The organism is Lichenicoccus sp., assembly GCF_965276875.1.
Classification (GTDB): domain Bacteria; phylum Pseudomonadota; class Alphaproteobacteria; order Acetobacterales; family Acetobacteraceae; genus Lichenicoccus.
Window position 1 is genome coordinate 4,114,423 of sequence record NZ_OZ255701.1, and the last position, 22,884, is coordinate 4,137,306.

Consider the following 22,884-nt stretch of genomic DNA (forward strand, 5'->3'; position numbering starts at 1 on the left):
GTCGTGGCTGCTGGCGCTTTACCGGCGGATGACCGCGCGGCATGGTTCTGGCATCGTTTGATCGATTGAGTTCAGGCGCCTGGCTTACTGAAAAACAGGGTGTCAGCGGCGTAGGAGATCCAGACCTCGCGGTGCGCCAGCCAGTCGGTGCCGAGCAGCATGTCAAAGCGGCTGTCGAGTGGGGCGACGGTCAGCACCGGGTTGCTTTCGACCGCATGCCCAACGGTGAAGTTCGCGAAGCGGTGCCAGTGATAGAACTGCGGCGCGAGGCCGACGCCGCTGCTGATCCCGCCAGGCTCGGTGGCGAGTGTGGCAGCATTCACGCCGACGCGCCGCGCCGTTGCATCCGAGACGACACGCGAGCGGGCCCCGGTGTCGAGCAGGGCACTCACCTTTTCGCCGTCTAGCGTGACCGTGAGCGACAGACGGTCGCCGTGGGCCACAAGTGGCGCGCTGTCCGCGGTGCCGAGCCAGGCCGGTGGCGTGCAGCCGGGCGTGATCCGCCAAAGCGCGATTCGGCCCCGCGGGACGTCGATGTCGAGGTCGAAATGCGAGAGCACGTCACCGCCGAGAAAGCCTCCGACGGGCGGGGTGAGGCGTGGGGCTGCGGGCAGTGTCGCGATCGGCATCGCGATGTCGCCGAGGACCAATGGGCCCAGGGTAAGCCGGGCGGCTTGCGCCACCGCCACGCGCTGCGCCGAGCCGCCGGTCCCCTGCACGGCAACCTTGGTTCCTGGGTCGATGCGCAATCCGAGGACTTGCACGGCGTTTGGCGTGATCAGGCCGGCGTTCGAGCCGGTGTCGAGCATCAGCCGCACCGGCGTGCCGGCGATCGACGCGCGCACCGACAGGAACCCGCCATCGTCGCGCAGCGGCAGGCTGGCGACGCGTTGGCAGCTTTCCGCCCGGGCTGGCGGTGCCGCGATCAGGCAGGCGACCAGCGCCGCGAGCCGCAAGGCCGTCGGTGACGGCGTCGTCGCGGCTTACCCGAAGGCACTCAGCCCGGTCTGCGCGCGGCCGAGGATCAAAGCGTGCACGTCGTGGGTGCCCTCATAGGTGTTCACCGCCTCGAGGTTCATGACGTGCCGGATCACACCGTACTCGTCGGAGATGCCGTTGCCGCCATGCATGTCGCGGCTGAGGCGGGCGATATCGAGCGCCTTGCCGCAATTGTTGCGCTTGAGCAGGGAGATCATCTCCGGTGCGGCGCGGCCCTGCTCCATCAGGCGGCCGAGACGCAGGGCGCCGTGCAGCCCCAGCGTGATCTCGGTCTGCATGTCGACCAGCTTCTTTTGCGCAAGCTGCGTCGCTGCCAGCGGTTTGCCGAACATTTGGCGGGCAAGCGCATAGTCGCGTGCCGCCTGCCAGCAGAAGCTCGCCGCCCCCATCGAACCCCAGGCGATGCCGTAGCGGGCGTTGTTGAGGCAGGAGAACGGTCCGCGCAGGCCGCGCACACGTAGGAGTGCGTTCTCCTCGGGGACGAACACGTCCTGCATCATGATCATGCCGGTGGTCGAGGCGCGCAGCGCGAACTTGCCCTCGATCTTCGGCGCGGTGAGGCCCTCCATGCCGCGCTCCAGCAGGTAGCCGCGGATTTCGCCGGCGTCGTTCTTGGCCCAGATCACGAACACGTCGGCGATCGGTGAATTGGTGATCCAGGTTTTGCTGCCGTTGAGCACATAGCCGCCGGGGGCGGTGCGGGCGCGGGTGCGCATCGAGGACGGGTCGGAGCCCGCGTCGGGTTCGGTCAGGCCGAAGCAGCCGACCAGCTCGCCCGCGCGCAGCCCGGGCAGGAATCGCTGCTTTTGTTCCTCCGTGCCGAATGCCCAGATCGGATACATCACCAGAGAGGACTGCACCGAGAAGGCCGAGCGGTAGCCGCTGTCGACACGCTCGACCTCGTGCGCGATCAGCCCGTAGGCGACGTAGCCGACGCCGGCGCAGCCGTGGCTGTCCAGGGTGGCGCCGAGAAAGCCCATGGCGCCCATCTCGGTCATGATCTCGCGGTCGAAGCGCTCGTGCCGGTTGGCGGCGAGCACGCGCGGCATCAGCTGCTCCTGGCAGTAGCTGCGCGCAGCATCGCGGATCGCGCGCTCGTCGTCGGTCAGTTCGTCGTCGAGCAGCAATGGGTCGGCCCAGTCGAACGATCCGTGCGCGCCTGGCTTGTCGGTCATGGTGTTTGCTCCCTCATGGCAAAGGCGTCGGTGGCGCCGATCAGCGCGTGCAGGATGCCGGGCTCGCTGGTGGCGTGGCCGGCATCGTCGATGAGCTGGAATTGCGCGTCCGGCCAGGCGCGATGCAGGTCCCACGCGCTGCGCGCCGGGGTCGCGACATCGTAGCGCCCTTGCACGATCACGCCGGGCAGATGGGCGATGCGGTGGACGTCGCGCAGGAGCTGACCCTCCTCGAGCCAGGCGCCATGCGTGAAATAATGGTTCTCGATGCGTGCGAACGCCAGCGCGTAGCGGTCGTCGCCATGCTGGGCGGCGATCTCGGCACTCGGCAGCAGGGTCAGGGTCTCGCCCTCCCACAGGCTCCAGGCGCGCGCCGCCTCCAGCCGCGTCCGTGCGTCCTCGCCGGTGAGCCGCTTGCGATAGGCCGCGATAAGGTCGCCGCGCTCCTCTAGCGGGATCGGCGCGATGAACCGCTCCCATTTGTCCGGGAATATCCAGGACGCGCCCTCCTGGTAGTACCAGAGCAGCTCCGCCCGACGCAAAGTGAAGATGCCGCGCAGGATCAACCCGGTGGCGCGTTCGGGGTGGTGTTGCGCATAGGCCAGCGCCAGGGTGCTGCCCCAGGAGCCGCCGAACACCAGCCAGCGCTCGGTTGCGGTCATCTGCCGCAGCCGCTCGATATCGGCGACCAGATCCCAGGTGGTGTTGCGCTCCAGCGAGGCGTGCGGCAGCGAACGGCCGCAGCCGCGCTGATCAAACAGCAGGATACGGTAGCGACGCGGATCGAACAGCCGCCGCTGCATCGGCGCAGTGCCGCCGCCCGGACCGCCATGCAGGAACACCACCGGGATGCCTTGGGGATTGCCGCACAGTTCCCAGTAGATGCGGTGCCCGTCGCCGGTGTCCAGCATACCCTGGCTGTAGGGCTCGATCGGCGGATAGAAGCCGCGCGGCGGGGGATCAAACGGCATCGGGGCCGTCCTTGCGAGAGGCGCGGGCGCGCGGATGCGACGCCTGCCAGACCGCCATCAGCCGGGTCTCGTCGGCGAGGGTGTAGGCCTGCGTTGTCGACAGGCTGGCATGGCCGAGCAGCTCCTGAATTGCGCGCAAATCAGCGCCGCCTTCCATCAAATGGGTGGCAAACGAGTGCCGCAGCGCATGCGGGGTGGCGTGCTCCGGCAGCCCGGCCAGCCGTCGGTAGGTGCGCAACGCGCGCTGCGCCACCGCTGGATCGAGCCGGCCGCCGCGCATGCCACGGAACAATGGCGCATCGGCGCGCGGATCGGGATGGCGCGCGCGCCAAGCGGCCAGCGCGTCGAACACCGCCGGCAGCACCGGCACCAGCCGCTCGCGGCCGCCCTTGCCGCGGATCAGCAGCGGCTGCCCGGAAGCGGCCGGCAGCATGCCGACATCGAGCGCCAGCGCCTCGCCGATCCGCAACCCACAGCCGTAGAGCAGGGTGAACAACGCCGCGTCGCGCGCGGCCGCCACCGGGTCGCGGGCCAGGGCGCGCAGTCCTTCGGGGATGTCCAGCGCGTCGACCACCGGCAGCGGACGCGGCAGGCGGGTGGCAGCGCGCGGCCCGGAGAGCAAGGCAGGAGCCGCGCATTCGATCCCCCATCGCCGCGCCAGATAGCGATAGAACGCGCGCAGGGCGGCAATCCGGCGTGCCTGGGTGCGGTTGCGTCCGGCGCGACTGGAGCGCGGCCGGCGCACGGAGGCGCGCTCCAGCCGCGCCGCCTCGAACGCGAGCCAGGCGCGCAGGTCGGCAAGCCGCAAGGCGCCGAGGGCGGCGAGGTCCGGCTCGCCGCCGAGATGCTGCGTGAGGAAGTCGAGCAGTCCGGCGAGGTCGTGGCGGTAGGCGATGAGCGTGTTGGCCGCCGCCCGCCGCTCGTCCGCCATCCAGCCGAGGAACGCCTCCAGCGCCGCCGCCCCGCTCATGGCAGCAAGTCTGGCCAGAGTGCCTCGATGCGCGCGGCCAGGACCCGCCCGAGGAAGCCGAGTGCGATCCCGCCGGCGCCGTCCGCAAGCCCGGCATTGAGGATGGCGTCGTCGCGCGCCGCCAGCGCCAGCAACATCGGCGGCATGCAGGCGGCCGGCACACGCAGCAGCGCGTCGTGACGCGCAAGGGGGGCGGCCTCGCCATGCAGGATCGCGGCGTCAGGGGGGGCGGCGCGTAGCAGCACGTCGCGTTTGCCAAGCAGGGTGGCCACCGCGCCCGGCGGCAATGGACGTGCCTGCAGCGGTGACGGCGTGCCCGCTTCGCTGCACAGCAAGGCCGCATCCATGCCGAGCAGCGCCGGCAGGTCGATGGCGATGCAGGCCGCGAGATCCTCGGCCCGCACAACGGCGAGGATCGCCTCCTGCACCTGGCCAGCGATCGAGGTCCCCGCGCGCAGCGCCCGCAGCATGCCGGCCGCCTGCTCGGCGGTGTCGGTAGCGCGCCGGCGCGCCTCGCCCAGCATGGCGGCCATGTGATCGGCGAGGCGCTCGCCATGCACCCGCCTGGGCGGCACGAGCTTTTCGTACAGTCCGGTCTGCTCGGCGAGCCAGCCCGGGTTCTCGCGCAGGAAGCGGACCACCGCGTCCGGGTGCGGGGTATCGGGCCTCATGCGCCGCGGCCCCGGTCGATTGCCGACGCGTCCGCATGCCCCCACAATGGGCGGCCCCAGCAACGCGAGCGGGATCTCCAGATCATCACGCAGTCCAGTGTAGACGTCCCGGACGGTTCGGCAAACCGGGTCAAGGTGCTGCTGCCCTTTCCGTTCGCCGGGCCATTCGACTACCTGGCGCCTGCAGAGATGGCACTCCAGCCGGGTGACGTCGTCATCGTGCCGTTGCAACGCAGTGCCGCGATCGGCGTGGTGTGGGACGCGGCCGCCAGCATCCCGCCCGAGTTCCAGGCATCCGTCGCCGCCCTGGTGGCTGCCTCTCGGCTGAAGCCGGTCGCGGCCCGCATCGACGCACCACCGATGCCGCGCGCGTCGCGCCGCTTCGTCGACTGGGTCGCCGGCTATACGCTGACCCCGCCCGGCCTGGTGATGGCAATGGCGCTGCGCGTGCGCGCGGGTGCGACGCCGCGCGTGGCGCAGGCCTGGATCGCCGCCGACCCGCTGCCGCCCGAGGTGCGGCTGACGCCAGCCCGCCGGCGCGTGCTGGCGGCACTGCCGGGCACGCCGACGGATACCAGGAGCCTCGCCGCCGCCGCCGGTGTGGGTATCGGCGTCATCGGCGCGATGGCGGCAGCCGGGCTTTTGCTGCCGGCAGCCTTGGTGCTGGCGCCCGCCTTCGGCCGCCCGGACCCTCGACACGTCGATGCGGCGACACTCTCCGCGGCCCAGTCGCAGGCGGCGTCGGGCTTGCGCGATTCGGTCCGCGCGCGACGCTTTTCGGTAACGCTGCTCGACGGCGTCACCGGCTCCGGCAAGACCGAGGTCTATTTCGAGGCGATCGCGGAATGCATCGATCAGGGGCGCCAGGCCCTGGTGCTGCTGCCGGAGATCGCCTTGTCGTCGCAATGGCTGCAGCGTTTCACCCGCCGCTTCGGGGTGGCGCCGGCGGTCTGGCATTCCGACCTCGGATCACGGGCACGCACCATCGCCTGGGGCGCGGTCGCCGCCGGGGCGGCACGGGTCGTGGTCGGCGCACGCTCGGCGCTGTTCCTGCCGTTTACGGATCTCGGCCTGGTCATCGTCGACGAGGAGCACGAAACCGCCTTCAAGCAAGAGGACGGTGTCACCTACCACGCCCGCGACATGGCGGTGGTGCGCGCCCGCCTGTCCGACGCCGCCTGCCTGCTGGTCTCCGCCACCCCCAGCCTGGAGACCTTGGCCAATGTCCAGGCCGGACGCTACGGCCGGGTGGCGCTCACGGCCCGGCACGGCGGCGCCAGCCTGCCCGCGGTCGCGGCGATCGACATGCGCGACGCACCCCCCGCGCGCGGGACATTCCTCTCGCCGGTGCTCGGCAGCGCCATCGCCGAGACCCTGGCCGCCGGCGAGCAGGCGATGCTGTTCCTCAATCGTCGCGGCTACGCGCCGCTGACCCTCTGCCGCGCCTGCGGCCACCGTCTGCAATGCCCGAACTGCACCGCCTGGCTGGTCGAGCACCGGGCCCGGCGGGTGCTCACCTGCCATCATTGCGGCCAGGCCGGGCCGGTGCCGCAGGCCTGCCCGGCCTGTGGCGCCAGCGCCAGCCTGACCCCGATCGGCCCCGGGGTCGAGCGGATCACCGAGGAGGTGCGGGCGGCGTTCCCCGAGGCACGCCTGCTGGTGATGGCGAGCGACACGCTGCCGGGCCCCGCCGCGAGCGCGGAGGCGGTGCGGCGGATCGCGGCGCGCGAAATCGACCTGATCGTCGGCACCCAGATCGTCGCCAAGGGCTGGCACTTCCCGCATTTGACTTTGGTCGGCGTGGTCGACGCCGATCTCGGCCTGGCCGGCGGCGATTTGCGCGCGGCCGAGCGTACGGTGCAGTTGCTGCACCAGGTCGGTGGGCGGGCAGGTCGGGCCGAGGCGCCGGGGCGGGTGCTGCTGCAGACCTACGCGCCCGAGCATCCGGTCATGCAGGCTTTGATCGCCAACGACTTCACCCGCTTCATGCAACAGGAGGCGCAAAGCCGGCGCCCCGGCTTCTGGCCACCCTATGGCCGGCTCGCGGCCCTCATCGTCAGCGCCGCCGACGCCTCCGCCGCCGACGAGGCGGCGCGCGCTCTTGGTCGTAATGCGCCGGCAGCCGAGGGCGTGCAGGTGCTGGGCCCGGCGCCGGCGCCGCTCGCCATCCTGCGCGGCCGCCACCGCCGCCGCCTGCTGCTGCGCACCCGGCGCGACATCGCCGTGCAGCCGCTGCTGCGCGAATGGCTGGCCAGTGTCACGCTGCCGCGCGGCGTGCGCGTCGACATCGATGTCGACCCGATTTCATTTCTATAGTGCGGTCGAACGCCATAGGATCAAGGACCTTGGAGGGGAGGCCTGAAGTGAAGCTTGCCGAGGCTCTGGTGCTCCGCGCCGACTTGTCCAAACGTTTGGAACAGCTCAAGGCGCGCCTGCAACGGAACGCAAAGGTGCAGGAGGGAGATCAGCCGGCGGAGGCTCCTGGAGATCTGATCTCCGAATATGAGAGTGTCGTGGCCCGCTTCGGCCAGTTGGTGGCGCAAATCAATCTCACCAATGCCGCGACCGCGTTCGATGGCTCGACGCTCACCGAGGCGCTGGCGCAGCGCGATACCTTGAAGTTGCGTCAGGCTCTCTACCGGGACCTCGCCCAGTCCGCGACGATGACCGAGACGGCGAGAACGCGATCAGAAGTGCGCTTCCGGGCGACGCTTCCGGTCGCCGCCACACAAAAGCATGCGGATGACCTCTCGAAGGAACTGCGCACGCTCGACATGCGCATTCAAAAGGAGAACTGGCAAATCGACCTGAAACCATAGCGCATAGTCGGTATCCGTTTGTCGAGAGCGAACACACCTGTTTGGCGAGCGTCGTCGGACACCAGGTAGTGCCAGGGGTGGCGCTAAGCGGTTCAAATCCGATCTCACGTTTTATGCCCAGCATTCATACAAGCGCACCGTGACCAATGACATAATACGACCACGTGTTGGCTCGATCGACGGAGAGGGTGGGTAAGGGGATTTTGTGCGCGGCTTCAATGAGATCGTTCAGGAGAGCAGACGGGCGGCCTCCCTCGTCATTGCGTTCCTGCCGAACGGGTCGACGACGCGTATGCCTTCGACGGTCGTGCCGCCAGCCGTATCCTCAGTGAGGATCGTCCCACAGCGGCCTTCGGCCGCGGTCGCCAGCGGCAGCGCATCCCAGTAGGAGGCGAGCCCGCACGCCGACGCGGCAGCACGCGCCCTCGGTCACAACGCGCCCTCGGCCGCGGGAATGCAGGTGCTGGCCCGGCGCCGGCGCCCCCTACTGCTGCGCGCTTGGCTCGCCGGCGTGGCACTCCCGCGCGGTATCCGCGTTGACGTCGACGTGGATCCGATCTCGTTCCTTTAAGAGCAAACTGCTCAAATGCCCTGCAAGGTTGCAGCAGACCCTTGGAGCTTAGAACAACCTTAGGTAAGCTCAGCCATACCGACCAGCAGGTTTTTCAAGAAAATCAATCTGGTGCAGAGGCTTATCGTCCGAGGCACCCAGGAATTCAGCTTTAGAGGGGAAGAGGCAGATCATGACCAACACTTCGGAGGCGGATGTCGACGCGCTGCGTGCCCACTACGCGGCCGAGTATAGCCGCCGGATGAACGCAGGCGGCGACCGGACATACAAGGACGTTGCCGAAGGCTTCTCCCACCTGCTGACGGACCCTTATGCGCGGCCGTTCGACCGCGCCCCGGTCGACGACGCCGTCGATGTGCTCGTGGTTGGCGGCGGGTTCGGTGGTCTGCTCACCGCGGCCCGGCTGCCCGAGCAAGGCGTGGAACGCATCCGCATCATCGAAGCCGGCGGTGATGTCGGCGGCACCTGGTATTGGAACCGTTATCCTGGCGCTGCCTGCGACATCGAATCCTACATCTACATGCCGCTGCTCGAGGAGACCGGCTATATGCCGACCGAGCGCTATGCCAAGGCGGACGAGATACGCGAACACTGCCGCCGCATCGCCGATCATTTTGGCCTTTACCACGATGCGCTGTTCTCCACCCAGGTGACGAGCCTGACCTGGGACGCGGACGCCGCATGGCGCGTCGAGACCGACCGCGGCGACCGTATCCGCGCCCGCTTCGTGGTGCTGGCGACCGGGCCGCTGAACCGGCCGAAACTGCCCGCGATCCCCGGTGTCGAGAGCTTCGCCGGCCACAGCTTCCACACCAGCCGGTGGGATTACGGCTATACCGGCGGCAGCGCGATGTCGCCGATGACCGGCTTGGCGGGCAAGCGCGTCGGCATCATCGGCACCGGCGCCACCGCCATACAATGCGTGCCGAAACTGGCCGAGGCAGCCGGACATCTCACCGTGTTCCAGCGCACGCCATCGTCCGTCGATGCCCGCAACAACAGCCCGACGGATCCCGCCTGGGCCGCCGCCCTGCAGCCCGGCTGGCAGCAGGCGCGCATGGAAAACTTCACCGCCCAGATGGCCGGCCAGCTGCAGGAGCCGGACATGGTCGGCGACGGCTGGACCGTGCTCGCGCGCGCCGTTCGCGAACGGCTGATGAATGGCGCGCCACTCGAGAGTTTCATGACGCTGCTGGCGGAGGCGGACATGCAGAAGATGGTCCAGATCCGCGCCCGCATGGACAGCATCGTCAAGGACCCCGCCACCGCCGATGCGCTGAAGCCCTGGTTCAGCCTGTATTGCAAGCGGCCCTGTTTCCATGACGACTATCTCGCGGCCTTCAACCAGCCGAACGTGACACTGGTCGATACCGCCGGACGCGGCGTTGAGCGCATCGACGGCGACAGCGTCATCGCCGGCGGCAAGTCGACCGCGCTCGATTGCCTGATCTTCGCCACCGGCTTCGAGGTGAGCACCGACTACACCAGGCGCTCCGGCTTCGAGGTGCATGGCACGGACGGCCGCACGCTGACGGATAAATGGGGTGGCGGGTTGTCCACCCTGCACGGCATGCACAGCCGCGGCTTCCCGAACTGCTTCGTCATCAGCCAGGCGCAATCGGGCATGTCGCCCAACTTCCCGCACATGATCAGCGAGCAGGCGCGCCACATTGCGCATCTCGTGGGGCATTGCCTGGAGCAAGACGTGCGCACAATCGAGGCGTCGGACGCGGCCGAGCGCGCCTGGGTGCAGACGATCCGCGAAGGCGGCGCCGATCGCCGCGCCTTCCTCGAGACCTGCACACCCGGCTACTACAACAACGAAGGCCGCATGAATGATGCGACGGCGCTGAGCTTCCCTTATGGGGCCGGCCCGGTGGCCTTCATCGACCTGCTGCGGCAATGGCGCACGGCGGGTGATTTCGCCGGTCTCGAACTCGACGGCGCCCCCGTGCTTGCAGCCAGCGGTACGCTTGCAGCCAGTGGTGGGCGTGCAGCAGATGGCGTGCGTGCCAACGAGCAGGTCTCCTGAGCCATGACGTCAAACACCCGCAGGCAATCGATCTTCATCACCGGTGCCGCTTCCGGCATGGGACGCGCAACCGCGCTGCTGTTCGCGCAAAAGGGCTGGCTCGTCGGTGCCTACGACCTGGACAATGCGGGGCTGGCCTCCCTCAAGGCGGAAATCGGCGAAGGCAACGGCCTCTTCGGCCGGCTGGATGTGACCGATCGCGCGGATTTCTCAGCCGCCATGGCCGGCTTCAGCGCGGCGACCGGCGGCACGCTGGACCTGATGTTCAGCAACGCCGGCATCGGCGGGGCGGGATTGTTCGACGAGCAGTCCTGGGAAGACGCGATGCAGGTCGTAAGCGTCAATTTCCTCGGCGTCATGATCGGCATACGCGCGGCACTCCCGTTGCTGCGCGCCACCACGGGCTCGCTTTGCCTGGTGAACTCGTCCTCCTCGGCGATCTTCGGCACCGCGGGCATCAGCGTCTATTCGGCCACCAAGCATGCGGTGCGCGGCCTGGTGGAGGCGTTGTCGATCGAGTTCAAGCGCTACGGCGTTCGCGCGTCCGATCTGCTGCCGGGCCTCATCGACACGCCGCTGCTTTCCGACCCGATGCGCGCCATGGCGCCGGAGGAGGGCATGTGGCGCCTGGTGCCGGTCGGGGAGGTGGCCCAGGTGGTCTGGTCGGCCTATCACGGCGACAAGCTGCACTGGTACATCCCTGAGCAACTGCGCGACTTCCACCGCCAGGTCGTGACGGAGCCGGAAGTGGTGCGCGAGGAGCGGACGGCTCTGATGGCGACGATGGTGACCACGGACGACATTTAATACCGGCAGCCCTCCGGGCTGACCGGTATGCGCGTGCGGTTGGCAAGGCGCCCCTGCGCAAGACAAAGCTCTGGTATCGGTCGCCCGAAGGGGGCGGCCGGTTCCCGGCCTACGGCTTTGCGAAGAACGGCAAGTCTCTGTCACACTATCGCTCGCCTGGCATAGGCTGAGCGTGCCGCCTCAATACGAGGAGCATTTTCCAGCACCCACTCGGCAAGGCCCCGGATCGGCCGCAGGAACTCCCGGCCAAGATCGGTGAGCGCTAATTCAACCTGGGGCGGATTGACGGGAGTCACCGTCCTTGAGACGAGACCATTCTCCTCCAGGTCGCGCAACGTGGAGGCCAGCACCTTCTGGCTGATCTCGCCGATGTCCCGACGTAGCGCATTGAACCGGCGCGGCCCGCGCCCGAGTACGCGTATGACCAGCACCGTCCACTTGTCGGTGACGCGCCCCAGCATGCGACTGATGGAAACGCACTGCTCGGTTTCCACCTGGTAACCTGGTGCGTGCAAAGTGCCTCCTTGTCCCTGTAACGAACTGCCCGAAATGTGGTTTCGGATGGATACTGCATCCCTCGTTGGAAGGACAGGATCATGACGCAAACGAGAATGCCGACATATTTCCTTTCCCATGGCGGTGGACCTTGGCCTTGGCTGAAGGCCCTCCGCCCCGGACTCTACGATCAACTCGAAACCTCCCTCCTTGACGTTCGCCGCGAGCTTGGAGAGACGCCCCGCGCAATCCTGATGATTTCAGGCCACTGGGAAGCGAACCGCTTCCTTGTTTCATCGTCCGCTCGACCACCGATGTTGTATGATTACGGCGGCTTTCCTGAGCACACCTACCGCATCCGCTACGACGCACCCGGCGCGCCTGCGCTGGCAGAGCAGGTTCGCTCCCTGTTGGAGCGTGGCGGCATGGCCACCGACCTCGATGCGCAGCGAGGCTTTGATCACGGCACCTTCAGCCTGATGCATACGATGTATCCGGAGGCAACGATGCCACTCGTACAGCTGGCGCTCCGATCCGACTTCGATCCCTCTGCCCACATCAAGGTCGGCGAGCTGATTGCGCCGTTGCGCGACGAAGGCGTGGTAATCGTCGGCAGCGGCTTCAGCTTTCACGACACGCTCGCCATGCGCAGCGGCACAGGGACTGCGTCATCGGCCGTGTTCGACCGTTGGCTGAATGACACGCTTGTCGGATCGCCCCCGCACGCGCGTCGCGAGCGCGTCATTCATTGGGCAACAGCGCCGGCGGCCCGCGCCGCGCATCCGCGTGAGGACCATCTCCTGCCGCTGATGGTCGCGGTGGGCGCGGCAGGCGACGATGCCGGCACGCGTATCTACCACCAACCCGACTTCATGGGCGCGATCACCGCGTCGAGCTACCGCTTCGGTGCGGTCGTCTCCCAGCCACCGGGAACGCTTGAGACCGCCTGACGGCGCGGCCGGTCAGGTCCGTAAATGTATTAAACGTTTCAAAGCACAGCGCCAAAGCACAGCAAGCGTGAAAACAACATGGATACCAAACCCGGTATCGATGGCTTCATCTTGGTCGTCGCGGAATACAACCACTCTATTACCGGCGCCCTCAGGAGGCGGGACTTTTCCCCGCGGCCAAAGCGCCTCTCGATGATCTGAGCTGGTGGGTGAAAGCGACGATGACCGTGAGGGCAACCGCCTCCTGGCCGAGCTGCATTTTGCCGCCGTCACGATCGCTCTCGAGCAGGAGCTTCGCAGGCGGCGACGGTGAATGGGCGCGCCGGTGACAAATACGTGCGAACGCAAGCACCTCGGGAAGCCCGGCACACTTGGAAAGTCACACTCTACATGCCTGCGACGGCGTGCCAAATTGAGATCGCCTCATGATCCAGAGTTGAGCCATGCAAAATCCGGCTCGGAAGTTCGGATTAGTGGAAGGTGGCAGACGAAGGGGAGCGCAATGGCCGATCCATCCATTCTGGCAAGCGCGATACGCAAGGCGCGCTGGCGGCTGATGCCGCTGATCCTGGTCATGTATCTCGTCGCCATGCTCGACCGGACGAATATCGGTTTCGCCCGTCAGGCGCTGCATTCGCGTGAGGCGGTGAGTGACGCCGCGTTCGCGCTCGGCGCCGGCGCCTTCTTCATCACCTATGCGATCTTCGAGCTGCCCAGCAACCTGATCCTGCACAAGGTCGGCGCGCGGATCTGGATGTGCCGGATTATGGTGAGCTGGGGCCTGGTCGCCTCGGCGATGGTGTTCATCCGCGGCGATGCGTGGTTCGTCGGATTGCGGCTGCTGCTCGGCGCCGCCGAGGCGGGCTTCTTTCCCGGCGCCATCCTCTACATCACCTACTGGTTCCCGGCGTCCGAGCGCGGCCGCGCGCTGGGGCTGCTGTATTTCGGCTTTCCGATTGCGCTCACCGTCGGCAGTCCGCTCTCCGGTGGCCTGCTGGCACTCGACGGACGGCTCGGCCTCGCCGGCTGGCAATGGATGTTCCTGATCGAGGGGCTGCTCGCCTGCGGGGTCGGCATCTATGCGCTGTTCGGCCTGACCGACCATCCGAAGGACGCCTCCTGGCTGACGCCGGCGGAGCGCACGACGCTGGCCGAGGCGATCGCTGATGAGACCAAAACGAAGTCGTCGCGCGGCGGCATCCATCTTGGCCAGGCCCTGCGCGACCCGCGCCTGTGGCACCTGCTGGGTGTGTATTTCTTCCTGCAGATCAGCGTCTATGGCGTGACCTTCTATTTGCCGAGCCAGGTGAGCGCGCTGCTCGGGGTGAAGATCGGCCCTTTGGTCGGCCTGGTCGTCGGTATTCCCTGGCTGGTCGCGGCCCTGATGGCGGCGTATTGGCCGGCACGTGCCGTGCGCACCGGCCAGCCGCGCGCCTATGCGCTGGGGTTTTTCGGCTTCATCGCGCTGGGGCTGGTGGTCTCGGCCAACGTGCCGCCGCTGCCGGCGATCATCGCCCTGTGCTTCGTCACCACCGGCGCGATTTGCGTGCAGCCGATCTTCCGGACCTTCCCGACCGGCTATCTCGGCGGCGTGGCGGCGGCCGGCGGCATTGCCGCGATCAATTCGCTTGGCAATCTCGGCGGCTTCGTCGCCCCCAACGTGCGCAACTGGGCGGATCAGCAGTTCGGCGGGACTGCCGCGGGCCTGTATGTGCTGGCCGCCGCCGCCCTGGTCGCGGCGGCCCTGGTGGTGATCCTGCCGTCGCGCATCGTGGCAGTCCCCGGCAGCGTCGACGAAGCAGAGCCTCAGCCGCGCGGCGCGAGCCGGATGCAGTCGAGCCTCTCCCATGGGCCGCCGAGATAGCGCCAGAGCAGCAGCGCCGTCCCCTCCGTGCACCAGGGCACGAAGCCGCTTGCGAGCTGCTCGAGGGTGGCGCGCGCCCGCTCGGGCGTCACCTTGTTCTGCACCGTCACGTGCGGGGCGTAGCGGGCGCGGTCCTGCGGCGTCAGCCACTCCAACCAGCTTGCGGCAAGCCGGCCGCGCAGGGCCAGCAGGTCCGGCGAGACCAGCGGGAAGGCGACGCCGTGGCCCAGGCTGCGCGGCGCCTCGACGCGGATACGCGGCCGCTCCTGTTCGCGCAGCGCCTGAATGACCCGGGTGATTGCCTCCCGCTCGGCGCCGGGCAAAGCGTGGAACAGCGAGACATGCGCCGGCACCTGGTTTCGAGCGGCTGGAAAATGTCGCTGTCGCAGCGCCTGGAACAGCGATTGCGCCGGCTCGTCGAGTTGCAGGGTCAGCAGCAGGGGTGCCGCGGCCTCACTATGCATTGTCGACCAGGGACCTGACGCGGTCCTGGTCGGCCGACGTCGCCGGATTGAAGACGATCAGACTGAGATCAGGCCGCGCATCGACGGCGAAAGCGGAATATTCCAGGGCGATCGACCCGATTCGAGGGTGGCGCAGGTGTTTGACGTCGTGTCCAGGAGCCCGCACGTCCTGGTCGTGCCACATGGAGGCAAACGCCGGGCTCGACCCGCAGAGTTCGGCGACGAGCGGTGCGATTTCGGCGTCGGCACCGGCGCGCGCAGCGTCGATCCGAAAGCTCGCGACCGCGAAGCGGGCCAGGGAGTTCCAGTCGGACTGCTCGGCATCCATCGAGGCACCGATCGGGGCATGGCTGAAGATCATGCGCAGGATGTTGCGCTGATCGGGCGGCAGCAGGCCGTAATCGGTCAGCACCAGGGCTGCCGCCCGGTTCCAGGCGACCACGTCCCAGCGCGCGGTCCTGAGCACCGCTGGGCTATAAGTCAGCACGTCCAGCAGGCGCTGCAGGCGCGGCGTGATCGTGTCGGGTGCCTGGTAGCGGACCTCGGGCGGACGGCCCAGGCCGACGAGGAACAGGTGCTCGCGTTCGACCGCGGTCAGCATCAGCGCGCGGCCGATCCGGTCGAGCACGTCGGCCGAGGGGCTGCCGCCGCGGCCCTGCTCCAACCAGGTGTACCAAGTGGCGCTGATATTGGCCCGCTGCGCCACCTCTTCGCGACGCAGCCCGGTGGTTCGCCGGCGGCCGGCGGCGATGCCGAGCGACCCGGGATCGAGCCTGGTGCGCCGGTTCCTGAGATAGGTGCCGAGCGAATTGCCGTCGAGCATGAGCGCGCGTCCTGTCAGCGATTATACCCGTATAACGCCACTACTTTAACCGCACTGGGAGGATGCCAACAATTGCCTCGTTCGATAATCTGGAGGGTAAACCAATGCACGTATTCGTCACGGGAAGCACCGGTTGGGTCGGCTCGGCGCTGGTCGAGGACCTGATCGCCGCCGGCCATCGGGTGACCGGCCTCGCCCGGTCCGAGACCAAGGCGGCGGCCCTCGCCGCGGCCGGTGCCGAGGTCCTGCACGGCACGCTCGACGATCTCGACACGCTGCGCCATGCCGCGTCAGCCGCGGACGGGGTGATCCACACCGCCTTCAACCATGATTTCTCCAAGTTCGCCGAAAATTCCGAGCAGGACCGGCGCGCCATCGAGGTTCTGGGCGGCGCGCTGGAGGGGTCCGACCGGCCGCTGCTGGTCACCGGTGGCGTCGCCCTGCTGGCACCCGGCCGGGTCGCGACCGAGACCGACGTGCCCGAGCGCATTCCATCCTATCCGCGCCAGTCGGAAGCCGCCGCGCGCGCTTTGCTCGCCCGCGGCGTGCGCGCCACGACCATCCGGCTCTCGCCCTCGGTGCACGGCATCGGCGACCACGGCTTTGTACCGATCCTGATCGGAATGGCGCGCCAGAAGGGTATGTCGGCCTATCTCGGCGAGGGCCTGAACCGCTGGCCTGGTGTGCACCGGCTTGATGCCGCGCGACTTTACCGTCTTGCCCTCGAAGGCGGCGCCCGCGAGCCGGCTTATCACGGGGTTGCCGACGAGGGTGTGCCGTTCAAGCAGATTGCCGAGGTGATCGGCCGCCAGCTCGGCCTGCCGGTCGAGTCCCGTGGCCGGGAGCATTTCGAGTGGTTCGCCGACTTCGCGGGCCTGGACATGCCGGCGTCGAGTGCGTTGACGCGATCGCAGCTCGGCTGGGAGCCGACCGGTCCCGACCTGCTCACCGATCTCGATCAGCCCGGCTACTACGCGCAGGCATGAGGGGAGAACAAACATGACCGAAGCATCTTTGTCGCTCGACGGCAAACGCGTGGTGGTGATCGGCGGCAGCTCGGGAATCGGCTTTGCCGTGGCACAACTGGCACGCGAGGTCGGTGCGGAGGTGGTGATCGCCTCGAGCCGGGCGGCGACCGTTGATGCAGCCGTCGAACGCCTGCGCGGTTCGATGGGTCGCGTCGTCGACCTGCGCGACGAGGCCGGCGTCGCCGGCTTCTTTGCGGAACTTGGTCCGTTCGATCACTTGACGATGACCGCGGGCGATTGGACCGGCGCAATGTTCGGCCCGACATCGGAGATCGACCTCGCCCAGACCCGGGAGGGGCTTACCGTGCGCTTCCTGGGGGCGCTCGCGGTCGCGAAGCACTCAAGCGGCACAATCGCCCGCGACGGCTCGATCACGCTGACCAGCGGCATGCTGGCGCACCGGCCGATGAAGGGCGCGCCGATCGCGACCGCGATGGCGGGAGCAATCGAGCATCTGGCCCGCGGTCTTGCGGTTGACCTCGCTCCAGTTCGTGTCAACGCCGTGTGCCCGGGCCTGATCCTCACCGAGCACGTGCAGCAGACGATGCCGGAGGCAGCGCAGAAGGGCTTCGTCGCTTCCCTGCCGCTGGCTCGCGCCGCCACGCCCGCCGAGGCGGCACACGCCTACGTCTATCTGATGCTTAACGCCTACGCGACGGGACAAATCCTGCCGGTCGACGGAGGTGGCCTGGTGGTCTGACGCGGGGTTATCCGTGCGTCGTCCAAAGTTGCTGGATCTGCTCGAGCGACCGACCCTTGGTCTCCGGCACCGCGATGAAGATCCAGATCCAGGCCGCCGCACAGAAGCCGGCAAACAGCCAGAACGTGAATGAATCCCCGATCAGGTTGATCAGGGACAGGAACAGTTGGCTGACCAGAAAGGCAGAAGCCCAGTTCACGGCCGTCGCCACCGCCACGGCACGGCCGCGGACATGGCTGGGGAAGATCTCGTTGACCACCGTCCAGACGACGGGGCCCATCGAAAACGCGAAGCTTCCGATGAACGTCACCAGCGCCAGCAATGTTACGATTCCGGCGATGGTTGGTGATCCCGCTTGGGCGCCGGCCCTCTTGAACGCGAAGGCGGCGCCGACGACCGCCAGGCTCGATCCCATCCCCAGCAGGCCGGCAAGCAGGAGCTTGCGTCGCCCCAGTCGGTCGATAAAGGCGATGGCGATGAAGGTTGCGGCCACGTTGACGCCGCCGACGGCTCAGGTCGTGGCCATCGTCTGCGACGAGCGGCTCGCGAACCCGGCCGTCGCGAAGATCTGGTCGGCTTAATAGATGATCGCTTTGATGCCGGTGATCTGCTGGAACACGGCAAGGCCGACCCCAACCAGCAAGGGCCGCCGCCACCGCGCGGTAAACACCTCGCCCCAGGAGGCTCAGCCGCGATCCTCGGCCAGCGCCTTCGCGATCGCGTCCAGTGCCGCTCCAGGGTCGGCGCCAGGGTACAGCTTGCGCATCTGAATGGCGGCATCGTCGCGACGGCCCATGCGCATCAGCCAGCGCGGTGATTGCGGTGTGACCAGGGCGACCGCGACAAGCATCAGCCCGGGAGCTGCGGAAAGGCCGAGCATCCAGCGCCAGTCGCCACCCGGTATCGGATGTGGCATCACGTTTAAGGGCTACCGGCCTCGGTTGCGTGGTCATTGCCCTCATGGTAGAGGCGCGGCTCTGTGTGGCCTGTCCGACCCCCAATTCGATCCAACAAAAACAGCTTCGAGAAGAGATGCAAACGCCGAGTGTCGGAACCGGGGCTTCGGTCGGATTGGCCGGGCGTTATGCGACCGCGTTGTATGAGGTGGCGGATGAGAGCCGCGGCCTTGATCAGGTGGTGGAGCAGGCCGCCGCCTTGGCACGGCTGATCGACGAGAGCCCGCCGCTTCGCACGTTGCTCGCCGACCCGACCCTGGACACCAAGCAATCGCGCGACGCCGTGCTCGCGGTGCTGCGAGAGCAGGGGTTCGAGGCGATCTTGCAGCATTTCGTCGGCGTGATCGCCGCCAACCGTCGGCTGCCGACGCTGCGCGCGATGCTGCGTGCGTTCGCGGCTCTGGTGGCCGCGCGACGCGGGATCATCATCGCCGAGGTGTCGAGCGCGCACACGCTCACCGATCTGCAGCGTACGCAACTGCGCGCCCGCCTGACCGAAGCCGGCTATGGACGCGTCGACATCCATGAGCAGGTGGATGCCGATCTGCTCGGCGGCCTGGTGGTGCGGGTCGGCGCGCGACTGTATGATTCGAGCGTGCGTTCGCGCCTCACGCGGTTGAATAATGCCATGAAGGGAGCCGCGTGATGGAAATCCGTCCGGCCGAGATCTCCGACATCCTCAAGCAGCAGATCGCGGATTTCGACTCCGAGAGCGACATCTCCGAGACCGGCACGGTGCTGAGCGTCGGCGACGGCATCGCCCGCGCCTATGGCCTGCAGAACGTCATGGCCGGCGAGATGGTGCTGTTCCCGGGCTCCGGCCTGCGCGGCATGGCGCTCAATCTCGAGACCGACAATGTCGGCATCGTGGTGTTCGGCAACGACCGCGCGATTCGCGAGGGCGATACCGTCAGCCGCACCGGCTCGGTGGTCGACGTGCCGGTGGGGCGTGGCCTTCTCGGGCGCGTCGTCGACGGGCTCGGCGAGCCGATCGACGGCAAGGGGCCGCTGGAGAATGTCGAGCGTCGTCGGGCCGAGGTGAAGGCGCCCGGCATCATGCCGCGGCAGTCGGTATTCGAGCCGATGCAGACCGGGATCAAGGCGATCGACAGCCTGGTTCCGATCGGGCGCGGCCAGCGCGAGCTGATCATCGGCGATCGCCAGACCGGCAAGACCAGCATCGTTGTCGACACCATCATCGGCCAGAAAACGATCAATGCGCTGGGCGACGACAAGAAGTCGCTCTATTGCATTTATGTGGCCATCGGCCAGAAGCGCTCGACGGTCGCACAGATCGTGCGCACGCTCGAGGAGAACGGCGCGATGGACTACACCATCGTGGTCGCCGCCACCGCCTCGGACCCGGCGCCGATGCAGTATCTCGCCCCATATACCGGATGTGCGATGGGCGAGTTCTTTCGCGATAACGGCATGCACGCCCTGATCGCCTATGACGACCTCTCCAAGCAGGCGGTCGCCTATCGCCAGATGTCGCTGCTGCTGCGCCGTCCGCCGGCACGCGAGGCCTATCCGGGCGACGTGTTCTATTTGCATTCGCGCCTGCTGGAGCGCGCCGCCAAGATGTCCGATGAATTCGGTGGCGGCTCGCTGACCGCGCTGCCGGTGATCGAGACGCAGGCCGGCGACGTCTCCGCCTATATCCCGACCAACGTGATTTCCATCACCGACGGCCAGATCTTCCTGGAGACGGAGCTGTTCTTCCGTGGCATACGCCCCGCGGTGAATGTCGGCGGCTCTGTGTCGCGCGTCGGCTCCGCCGCCCAGATCAAGGCGATGAAGCAGGTGGCGGGCAAAATCAAGCTGGAGCTTGCGCAGTATCGCGAAATGGCGGCGTTCGCGCAGTTCTCGTCCGATCTCGATGCGTCGACGCAGGCCCAGCTCGCACGCGGCGCGCGCCTGACCGAGCTGCTCAAGCAGCCGCAGAACACCCCCTATCCAGTCGAGGAGCAGGTGGCGGTATTGTTCGCCGGCACCCGCGGCTTTACCGACAAGGTGCCGGTGGAGAAGATCGTCGACTACGAGCGGGCGATGTTGTCGGAGCTGCGCGCGCGCGACGACGGTCAAATCCTTGGCGCGATCCGCGAAGCACGCGAGATCAAGAAGGAGACCGAGGAGGCGCTGTCGAAGTTCCTCGACGACTTTACCAAGCAGTTCCAGCAGGACTGACCGATGCCCTCGCTCAAGGAGCTGCGCGGGCGGATCACCAGCGTCAAGTCGACGCGCAAGATCACCTCGGCGATGAAGATGGTCGCCGCCTCCAAGCTCAAGCGCGCTCAGGCCCGCGCGGAGGCGGCACGTCCCTATGCCGAGGCGATGCAGCGCATGCTGGCGGCGCTGGCGCGCAACGTGACCGCGCAAGACGGGAGTGCGCGAGAAGGCTTGCCGGTGCTGCTCGCCGGCACCGGCCGCGACCAGGTGCATCTGCTGGTGGCGATCACCTCGGATCGCGGCCTCGCCGGTGGCTTCAACGCCAACATCGCGCGCGCCACGCGCTTGCTCGCGGGACGGCTGCGCGGGCAGGGCAAGACCGTCAAGCTGCTGACCGTCGGGCGAAAGGGCGGCGACAGCCTCAACCGCGACTATGCGGACGCGCTGATCGACCGGCTCGCCGGCTCCGGCGGCCGCGACGTTGCCTTTTCGCAAGCCGGCGATCTGGCCGATCGGATCGCGGCGATGGCGCAAGCCGGCGAGTTCGACGTCTGCACTTTGGTCTATAACCGCTTCAACAACGTCATGTCGCAGACCCCGACCGAGCTGCAGCTTGTCCCGCTGTCGCTGCCCTCGAACGACAACGAGCGGGGCGATCCGAGCGGGGCGGCTTACGAGTTCGAGCCGGACGAGGAGACCATCCTGGCCCGGCTGCTGCCCCGCAACCTGGCGATTCAGATCTATCGCGCCATGCTGGAGAGTGCCGCCGGCGAGCAGGGCGCGCGCATGACCGCGATGGACAGCGCCACACGCAACGCCGGCAAGGCAATCGACCGGCTGACCCTGAACTACAACCGCACCCGCCAGGCCAACATCACCCGCGAGCTGATCGAGATCATCTCCGGCGCCGACGCGGTCTGAGAGCCCATCCAGGAGCCCCGAATGTCCGACAGCAGCACCATTGACGCTCCGAGCAAGGCGCCACAGCCCAACTCCAACGTCGTCGGCCGGGTCATGCAGATACGTGGCGCCGTGGTCGACGTGCAGTTCAGCGGCACGCTGCCCTACATCCTCAATGCGCTCACCTGCCGGCTGGGTGACCAGGAGCTGGTTCTGGAAGTGGCCCAGGAGCTCGGCGAGCGCGAAGTGCGCTGCATCGCCATGGACGGCACCGACGGGCTGGTGCGCGGCGCCGAGGTCGCCGACACCGGAGCGCCAATCCGCATGCCGGTGGGACCGGGCACGCTCGGGCGCATCCTCAACGTCATCGGCGATCCGATCGACGAGCGCGGCCCGGTGCCGGCGGTGCGTCGCGATCCGATCCATCGCGAGGCGCCCGCCTTCGACGAGCAGGCGGCTAATGCGGAAATCCTGGTCACCGGCATCAAGGTCGTCGACCTGCTCTGCCCCTATCTGAAGGGCGGCAAGATCGGCCTGTTCGGCGGTGCGGGTGTCGGCAAGACGGTGCTGATCCAGGAGCTGATCAACAACATCGCAAAGGCGCATGGCGGTGTGTCGGTGTTCGCCGGTGTCGGCGAACGCACACGCGAGGGCAACGACCTTTATCACGAGATGAAGGACGCCGGCGTTATCAAGCTCAACGACAACGACACCGAGGGCTCCAAGGTAGCACTTGTCTACGGCCAGATGAACGAGCCGCCCGGCGCGCGCATGCGCGTTGCATTGTCGGGCCTCACCGTCGCCGAGTATTTCCGCGACGACGAAGGCCAGGACGTGTTGTTCTTCATCGACAACATCTTCCGCTTCACCCAGGCCGGCTCCGAGGTCTCGGCCCTGCTCGGGCGCATCCCGTCTGCGGTCGGCTACCAGCCGACATTGGCGACCGACATGGGGGCGCTGCAGGAGCGGATCACCTCGACCAAGAAGGGTTCGATCACTTCGGTGCAGGCGATCTACGTGCCCGCCGACGACCTCACCGATCCAGCACCCGCAACGTCGTTCGCGCATATGGACGCGACCACGACGCTGAACCGCTCGATTGCCGAACTCGGCATCTATCCCGCGGTCGATCCGCTGGATTCCACCTCGCGCTCGCTCGACCCCAAGATCGTCGGCGAGGAGCACTACCAGGTCGCCCGCGACGTGCAGAAGATCCTGCAAAGCTACAAGTCGCTCCAGGACATCATCGCCATCCTTGGCATGGACGAGCTCTCCGAGGACGACAAGCAGACCGTCGCCCGCGCCCGTCGTATCCAGCGCTTCCTGAGCCAGCCTTTCCACGTGGCGGAGGTGTTCACCGGCACGCCCGGCAAGCTGGTCTCGATCGAGGACACCGTGCGTTCGTTCAAGGCGATCGTCGCCGGCGAATACGACCATCTGCCGGAGAGCGCGTTCTACATGGTTGGCTCCATCGACGAGGCGGCCGCCAAGCACGAGTCCTCCAAGAAGAAGGACTGAGC

The 22,884-nt window shown here is 67.6% G+C and carries 20 protein-coding genes and 1 pseudogene; 12 read left to right on the forward strand and 9 right to left on the reverse strand.

Going from position 1 to position 22,884, the window contains the following annotated elements:
- Window positions 1-71: 71 nt before the first annotated feature.
- From ACQY4K_RS19965 to ACQY4K_RS19985, 5 genes are read right to left on the reverse strand one after another with little or no spacing between them, the layout of a single operon-like run.
- Window positions 72-956 (reverse strand): aspartyl protease family protein, encoded by an 885-nt coding sequence (locus ACQY4K_RS19965; protein ID WP_428391937.1) that lies wholly within the window; start codon window positions 954-956, stop codon window positions 72-74.
- Window positions 957-983: 27 nt separating this feature from the next.
- Window positions 984-2,174, reverse strand: coding sequence for an acyl-CoA dehydrogenase (locus ACQY4K_RS19970; RefSeq protein WP_428391938.1), 1,191 nt, complete (start codon window positions 2,172-2,174; stop codon window positions 984-986).
- Window positions 2,171-3,145: a prolyl aminopeptidase gene (pip, locus tag ACQY4K_RS19975; RefSeq protein WP_428391939.1), complete on the reverse strand. Its 975-nt coding sequence runs from the start codon at window positions 3,143-3,145 to the stop codon at window positions 2,171-2,173. The genes ACQY4K_RS19970 and pip overlap by 4 nt, the downstream gene beginning before the upstream one ends.
- A complete protein-coding gene (locus ACQY4K_RS19980; RefSeq protein WP_428391940.1) occupies window positions 3,135-4,115 on the reverse strand; it encodes a tyrosine recombinase XerC in 981 nt (326 codons plus the stop codon). Before ACQY4K_RS19980 ends, pip begins: the two co-directional genes overlap by 11 nt.
- Window positions 4,112-4,786, reverse strand: a complete 675-nt coding sequence (locus ACQY4K_RS19985; protein ID WP_428391941.1) for a hypothetical protein — start codon at window positions 4,784-4,786, stop codon at window positions 4,112-4,114. Before ACQY4K_RS19985 ends, ACQY4K_RS19980 begins: the two co-directional genes overlap by 4 nt.
- 84 nt (window positions 4,787-4,870) lie before the next feature.
- On the opposite strand from ACQY4K_RS19985, the gene ACQY4K_RS19990 reads away from it, so the two are divergent.
- The 4 genes from ACQY4K_RS19990 (at window position 4,871) to ACQY4K_RS20005 (ending at window position 11,015) form a co-directional block, all read left to right on the forward strand.
- A complete protein-coding gene (locus ACQY4K_RS19990; protein WP_428396238.1) occupies window positions 4,871-7,102 on the forward strand; it encodes a primosomal protein N' in 2,232 nt (743 codons plus the stop codon).
- 47 nt (window positions 7,103-7,149) lie between these two features.
- Window positions 7,150-7,605, forward strand: coding sequence for a DIP1984 family protein (locus ACQY4K_RS19995; protein WP_428391942.1), 456 nt, complete (start codon window positions 7,150-7,152; stop codon window positions 7,603-7,605).
- Between the two features lie 743 nt (window positions 7,606-8,348).
- Entirely contained in the window at window positions 8,349-10,208 is a 1,860-nt protein-coding gene (locus ACQY4K_RS20000) for a flavin-containing monooxygenase (protein WP_428391943.1), read from the forward strand.
- Window positions 10,209-10,211: 3 nt separating this feature from the next.
- Window positions 10,212-11,015, forward strand: coding sequence for an SDR family oxidoreductase (locus ACQY4K_RS20005; RefSeq protein WP_428391944.1), 804 nt, complete (start codon window positions 10,212-10,214; stop codon window positions 11,013-11,015).
- A 140-nt stretch (window positions 11,016-11,155) separates the two neighbouring features.
- Here ACQY4K_RS20005 and ACQY4K_RS20010 read toward each other — a convergent pair whose 3' ends face one another.
- The gene (locus tag ACQY4K_RS20010) at window positions 11,156-11,509 is read right to left on the reverse strand and encodes a winged helix-turn-helix transcriptional regulator (protein WP_428391945.1); all 354 of its coding nucleotides are present in this window, start codon (window positions 11,507-11,509) and stop codon (window positions 11,156-11,158) included.
- A 117-nt stretch (window positions 11,510-11,626) separates the two neighbouring features.
- Between ACQY4K_RS20010 and ACQY4K_RS20015 the strand changes: the two genes are divergently transcribed.
- Both ACQY4K_RS20015 and ACQY4K_RS20020 read left to right on the forward strand, forming a co-directional pair.
- Window positions 11,627-12,460 carry a DODA-type extradiol aromatic ring-opening family dioxygenase gene (locus ACQY4K_RS20015; RefSeq protein WP_428396240.1) on the forward strand — a complete coding sequence of 278 codons (834 nt, stop codon included), beginning with the start codon at window positions 11,627-11,629 and terminating at the stop codon, window positions 12,458-12,460.
- 502 nt (window positions 12,461-12,962) lie between these two features.
- Complete coding sequence (locus ACQY4K_RS20020) at window positions 12,963-14,324, forward strand: MFS transporter (protein WP_428391946.1); 1,362 nt, start codon at window positions 12,963-12,965, stop codon at window positions 14,322-14,324.
- Here the strand turns inward: ACQY4K_RS20020 and ACQY4K_RS20025 are convergent.
- Together ACQY4K_RS20025 and ACQY4K_RS20030 are read right to left on the reverse strand one after the other, a co-directional pair.
- Entirely contained in the window at window positions 14,267-14,788 is a 522-nt protein-coding gene (locus tag ACQY4K_RS20025; RefSeq protein WP_428391947.1) for a 2'-5' RNA ligase family protein, read from the reverse strand. The genes ACQY4K_RS20020 and ACQY4K_RS20025 overlap by 58 nt on opposite strands.
- A complete protein-coding gene (locus ACQY4K_RS20030) occupies window positions 14,781-15,611 on the reverse strand; it encodes a helix-turn-helix transcriptional regulator (RefSeq protein WP_428391948.1) in 831 nt (276 codons plus the stop codon). Before ACQY4K_RS20030 ends, ACQY4K_RS20025 begins: the two co-directional genes overlap by 8 nt.
- 104 nt (window positions 15,612-15,715) lie before the next feature.
- Between ACQY4K_RS20030 and ACQY4K_RS20035 the strand changes: the two genes are divergently transcribed.
- Window positions 15,716-16,597: an SDR family oxidoreductase gene (locus ACQY4K_RS20035; protein ID WP_428391949.1), complete on the forward strand. Its 882-nt coding sequence runs from the start codon at window positions 15,716-15,718 to the stop codon at window positions 16,595-16,597.
- A 13-nt stretch (window positions 16,598-16,610) separates the two neighbouring features.
- Window positions 16,611-17,339, forward strand: a complete 729-nt coding sequence (locus ACQY4K_RS20040) for an SDR family oxidoreductase (RefSeq protein WP_428391950.1) — start codon at window positions 16,611-16,613, stop codon at window positions 17,337-17,339.
- A 7-nt stretch (window positions 17,340-17,346) separates the two neighbouring features.
- On the opposite strand, the pseudogene ACQY4K_RS20045 reads toward ACQY4K_RS20040, so the two are convergent.
- Window positions 17,347-18,255: pseudogene (locus tag ACQY4K_RS20045) on the reverse strand (sugar porter family MFS transporter).
- 116 nt (window positions 18,256-18,371) lie between these two features.
- Between ACQY4K_RS20045 and ACQY4K_RS20050 the strand changes: the two are divergent.
- From ACQY4K_RS20050 to atpD, 4 genes are read left to right on the forward strand one after another with little or no spacing between them, the layout of a single operon-like run.
- Entirely contained in the window at window positions 18,372-18,941 is a 570-nt protein-coding gene (locus ACQY4K_RS20050; protein WP_428391951.1) for a F0F1 ATP synthase subunit delta, read from the forward strand.
- Window positions 18,941-20,482: a F0F1 ATP synthase subunit alpha gene (gene atpA / locus ACQY4K_RS20055; protein WP_428391952.1), complete on the forward strand. Its 1,542-nt coding sequence runs from the start codon at window positions 18,941-18,943 to the stop codon at window positions 20,480-20,482. Before ACQY4K_RS20050 ends, atpA begins: the two co-directional genes overlap by 1 nt.
- A 3-nt stretch (window positions 20,483-20,485) precedes the next feature.
- Complete coding sequence (locus ACQY4K_RS20060; RefSeq protein WP_428391953.1) at window positions 20,486-21,385, forward strand: F0F1 ATP synthase subunit gamma; 900 nt, start codon at window positions 20,486-20,488, stop codon at window positions 21,383-21,385.
- 21 nt (window positions 21,386-21,406) lie between these two features.
- Window positions 21,407-22,882 carry a F0F1 ATP synthase subunit beta gene (gene atpD, locus ACQY4K_RS20065; RefSeq protein ID WP_428391954.1) on the forward strand — a complete coding sequence of 492 codons (1,476 nt, stop codon included), beginning with the start codon at window positions 21,407-21,409 and terminating at the stop codon, window positions 22,880-22,882.
- Window positions 22,883-22,884: the final 2 nt, after the last annotated feature.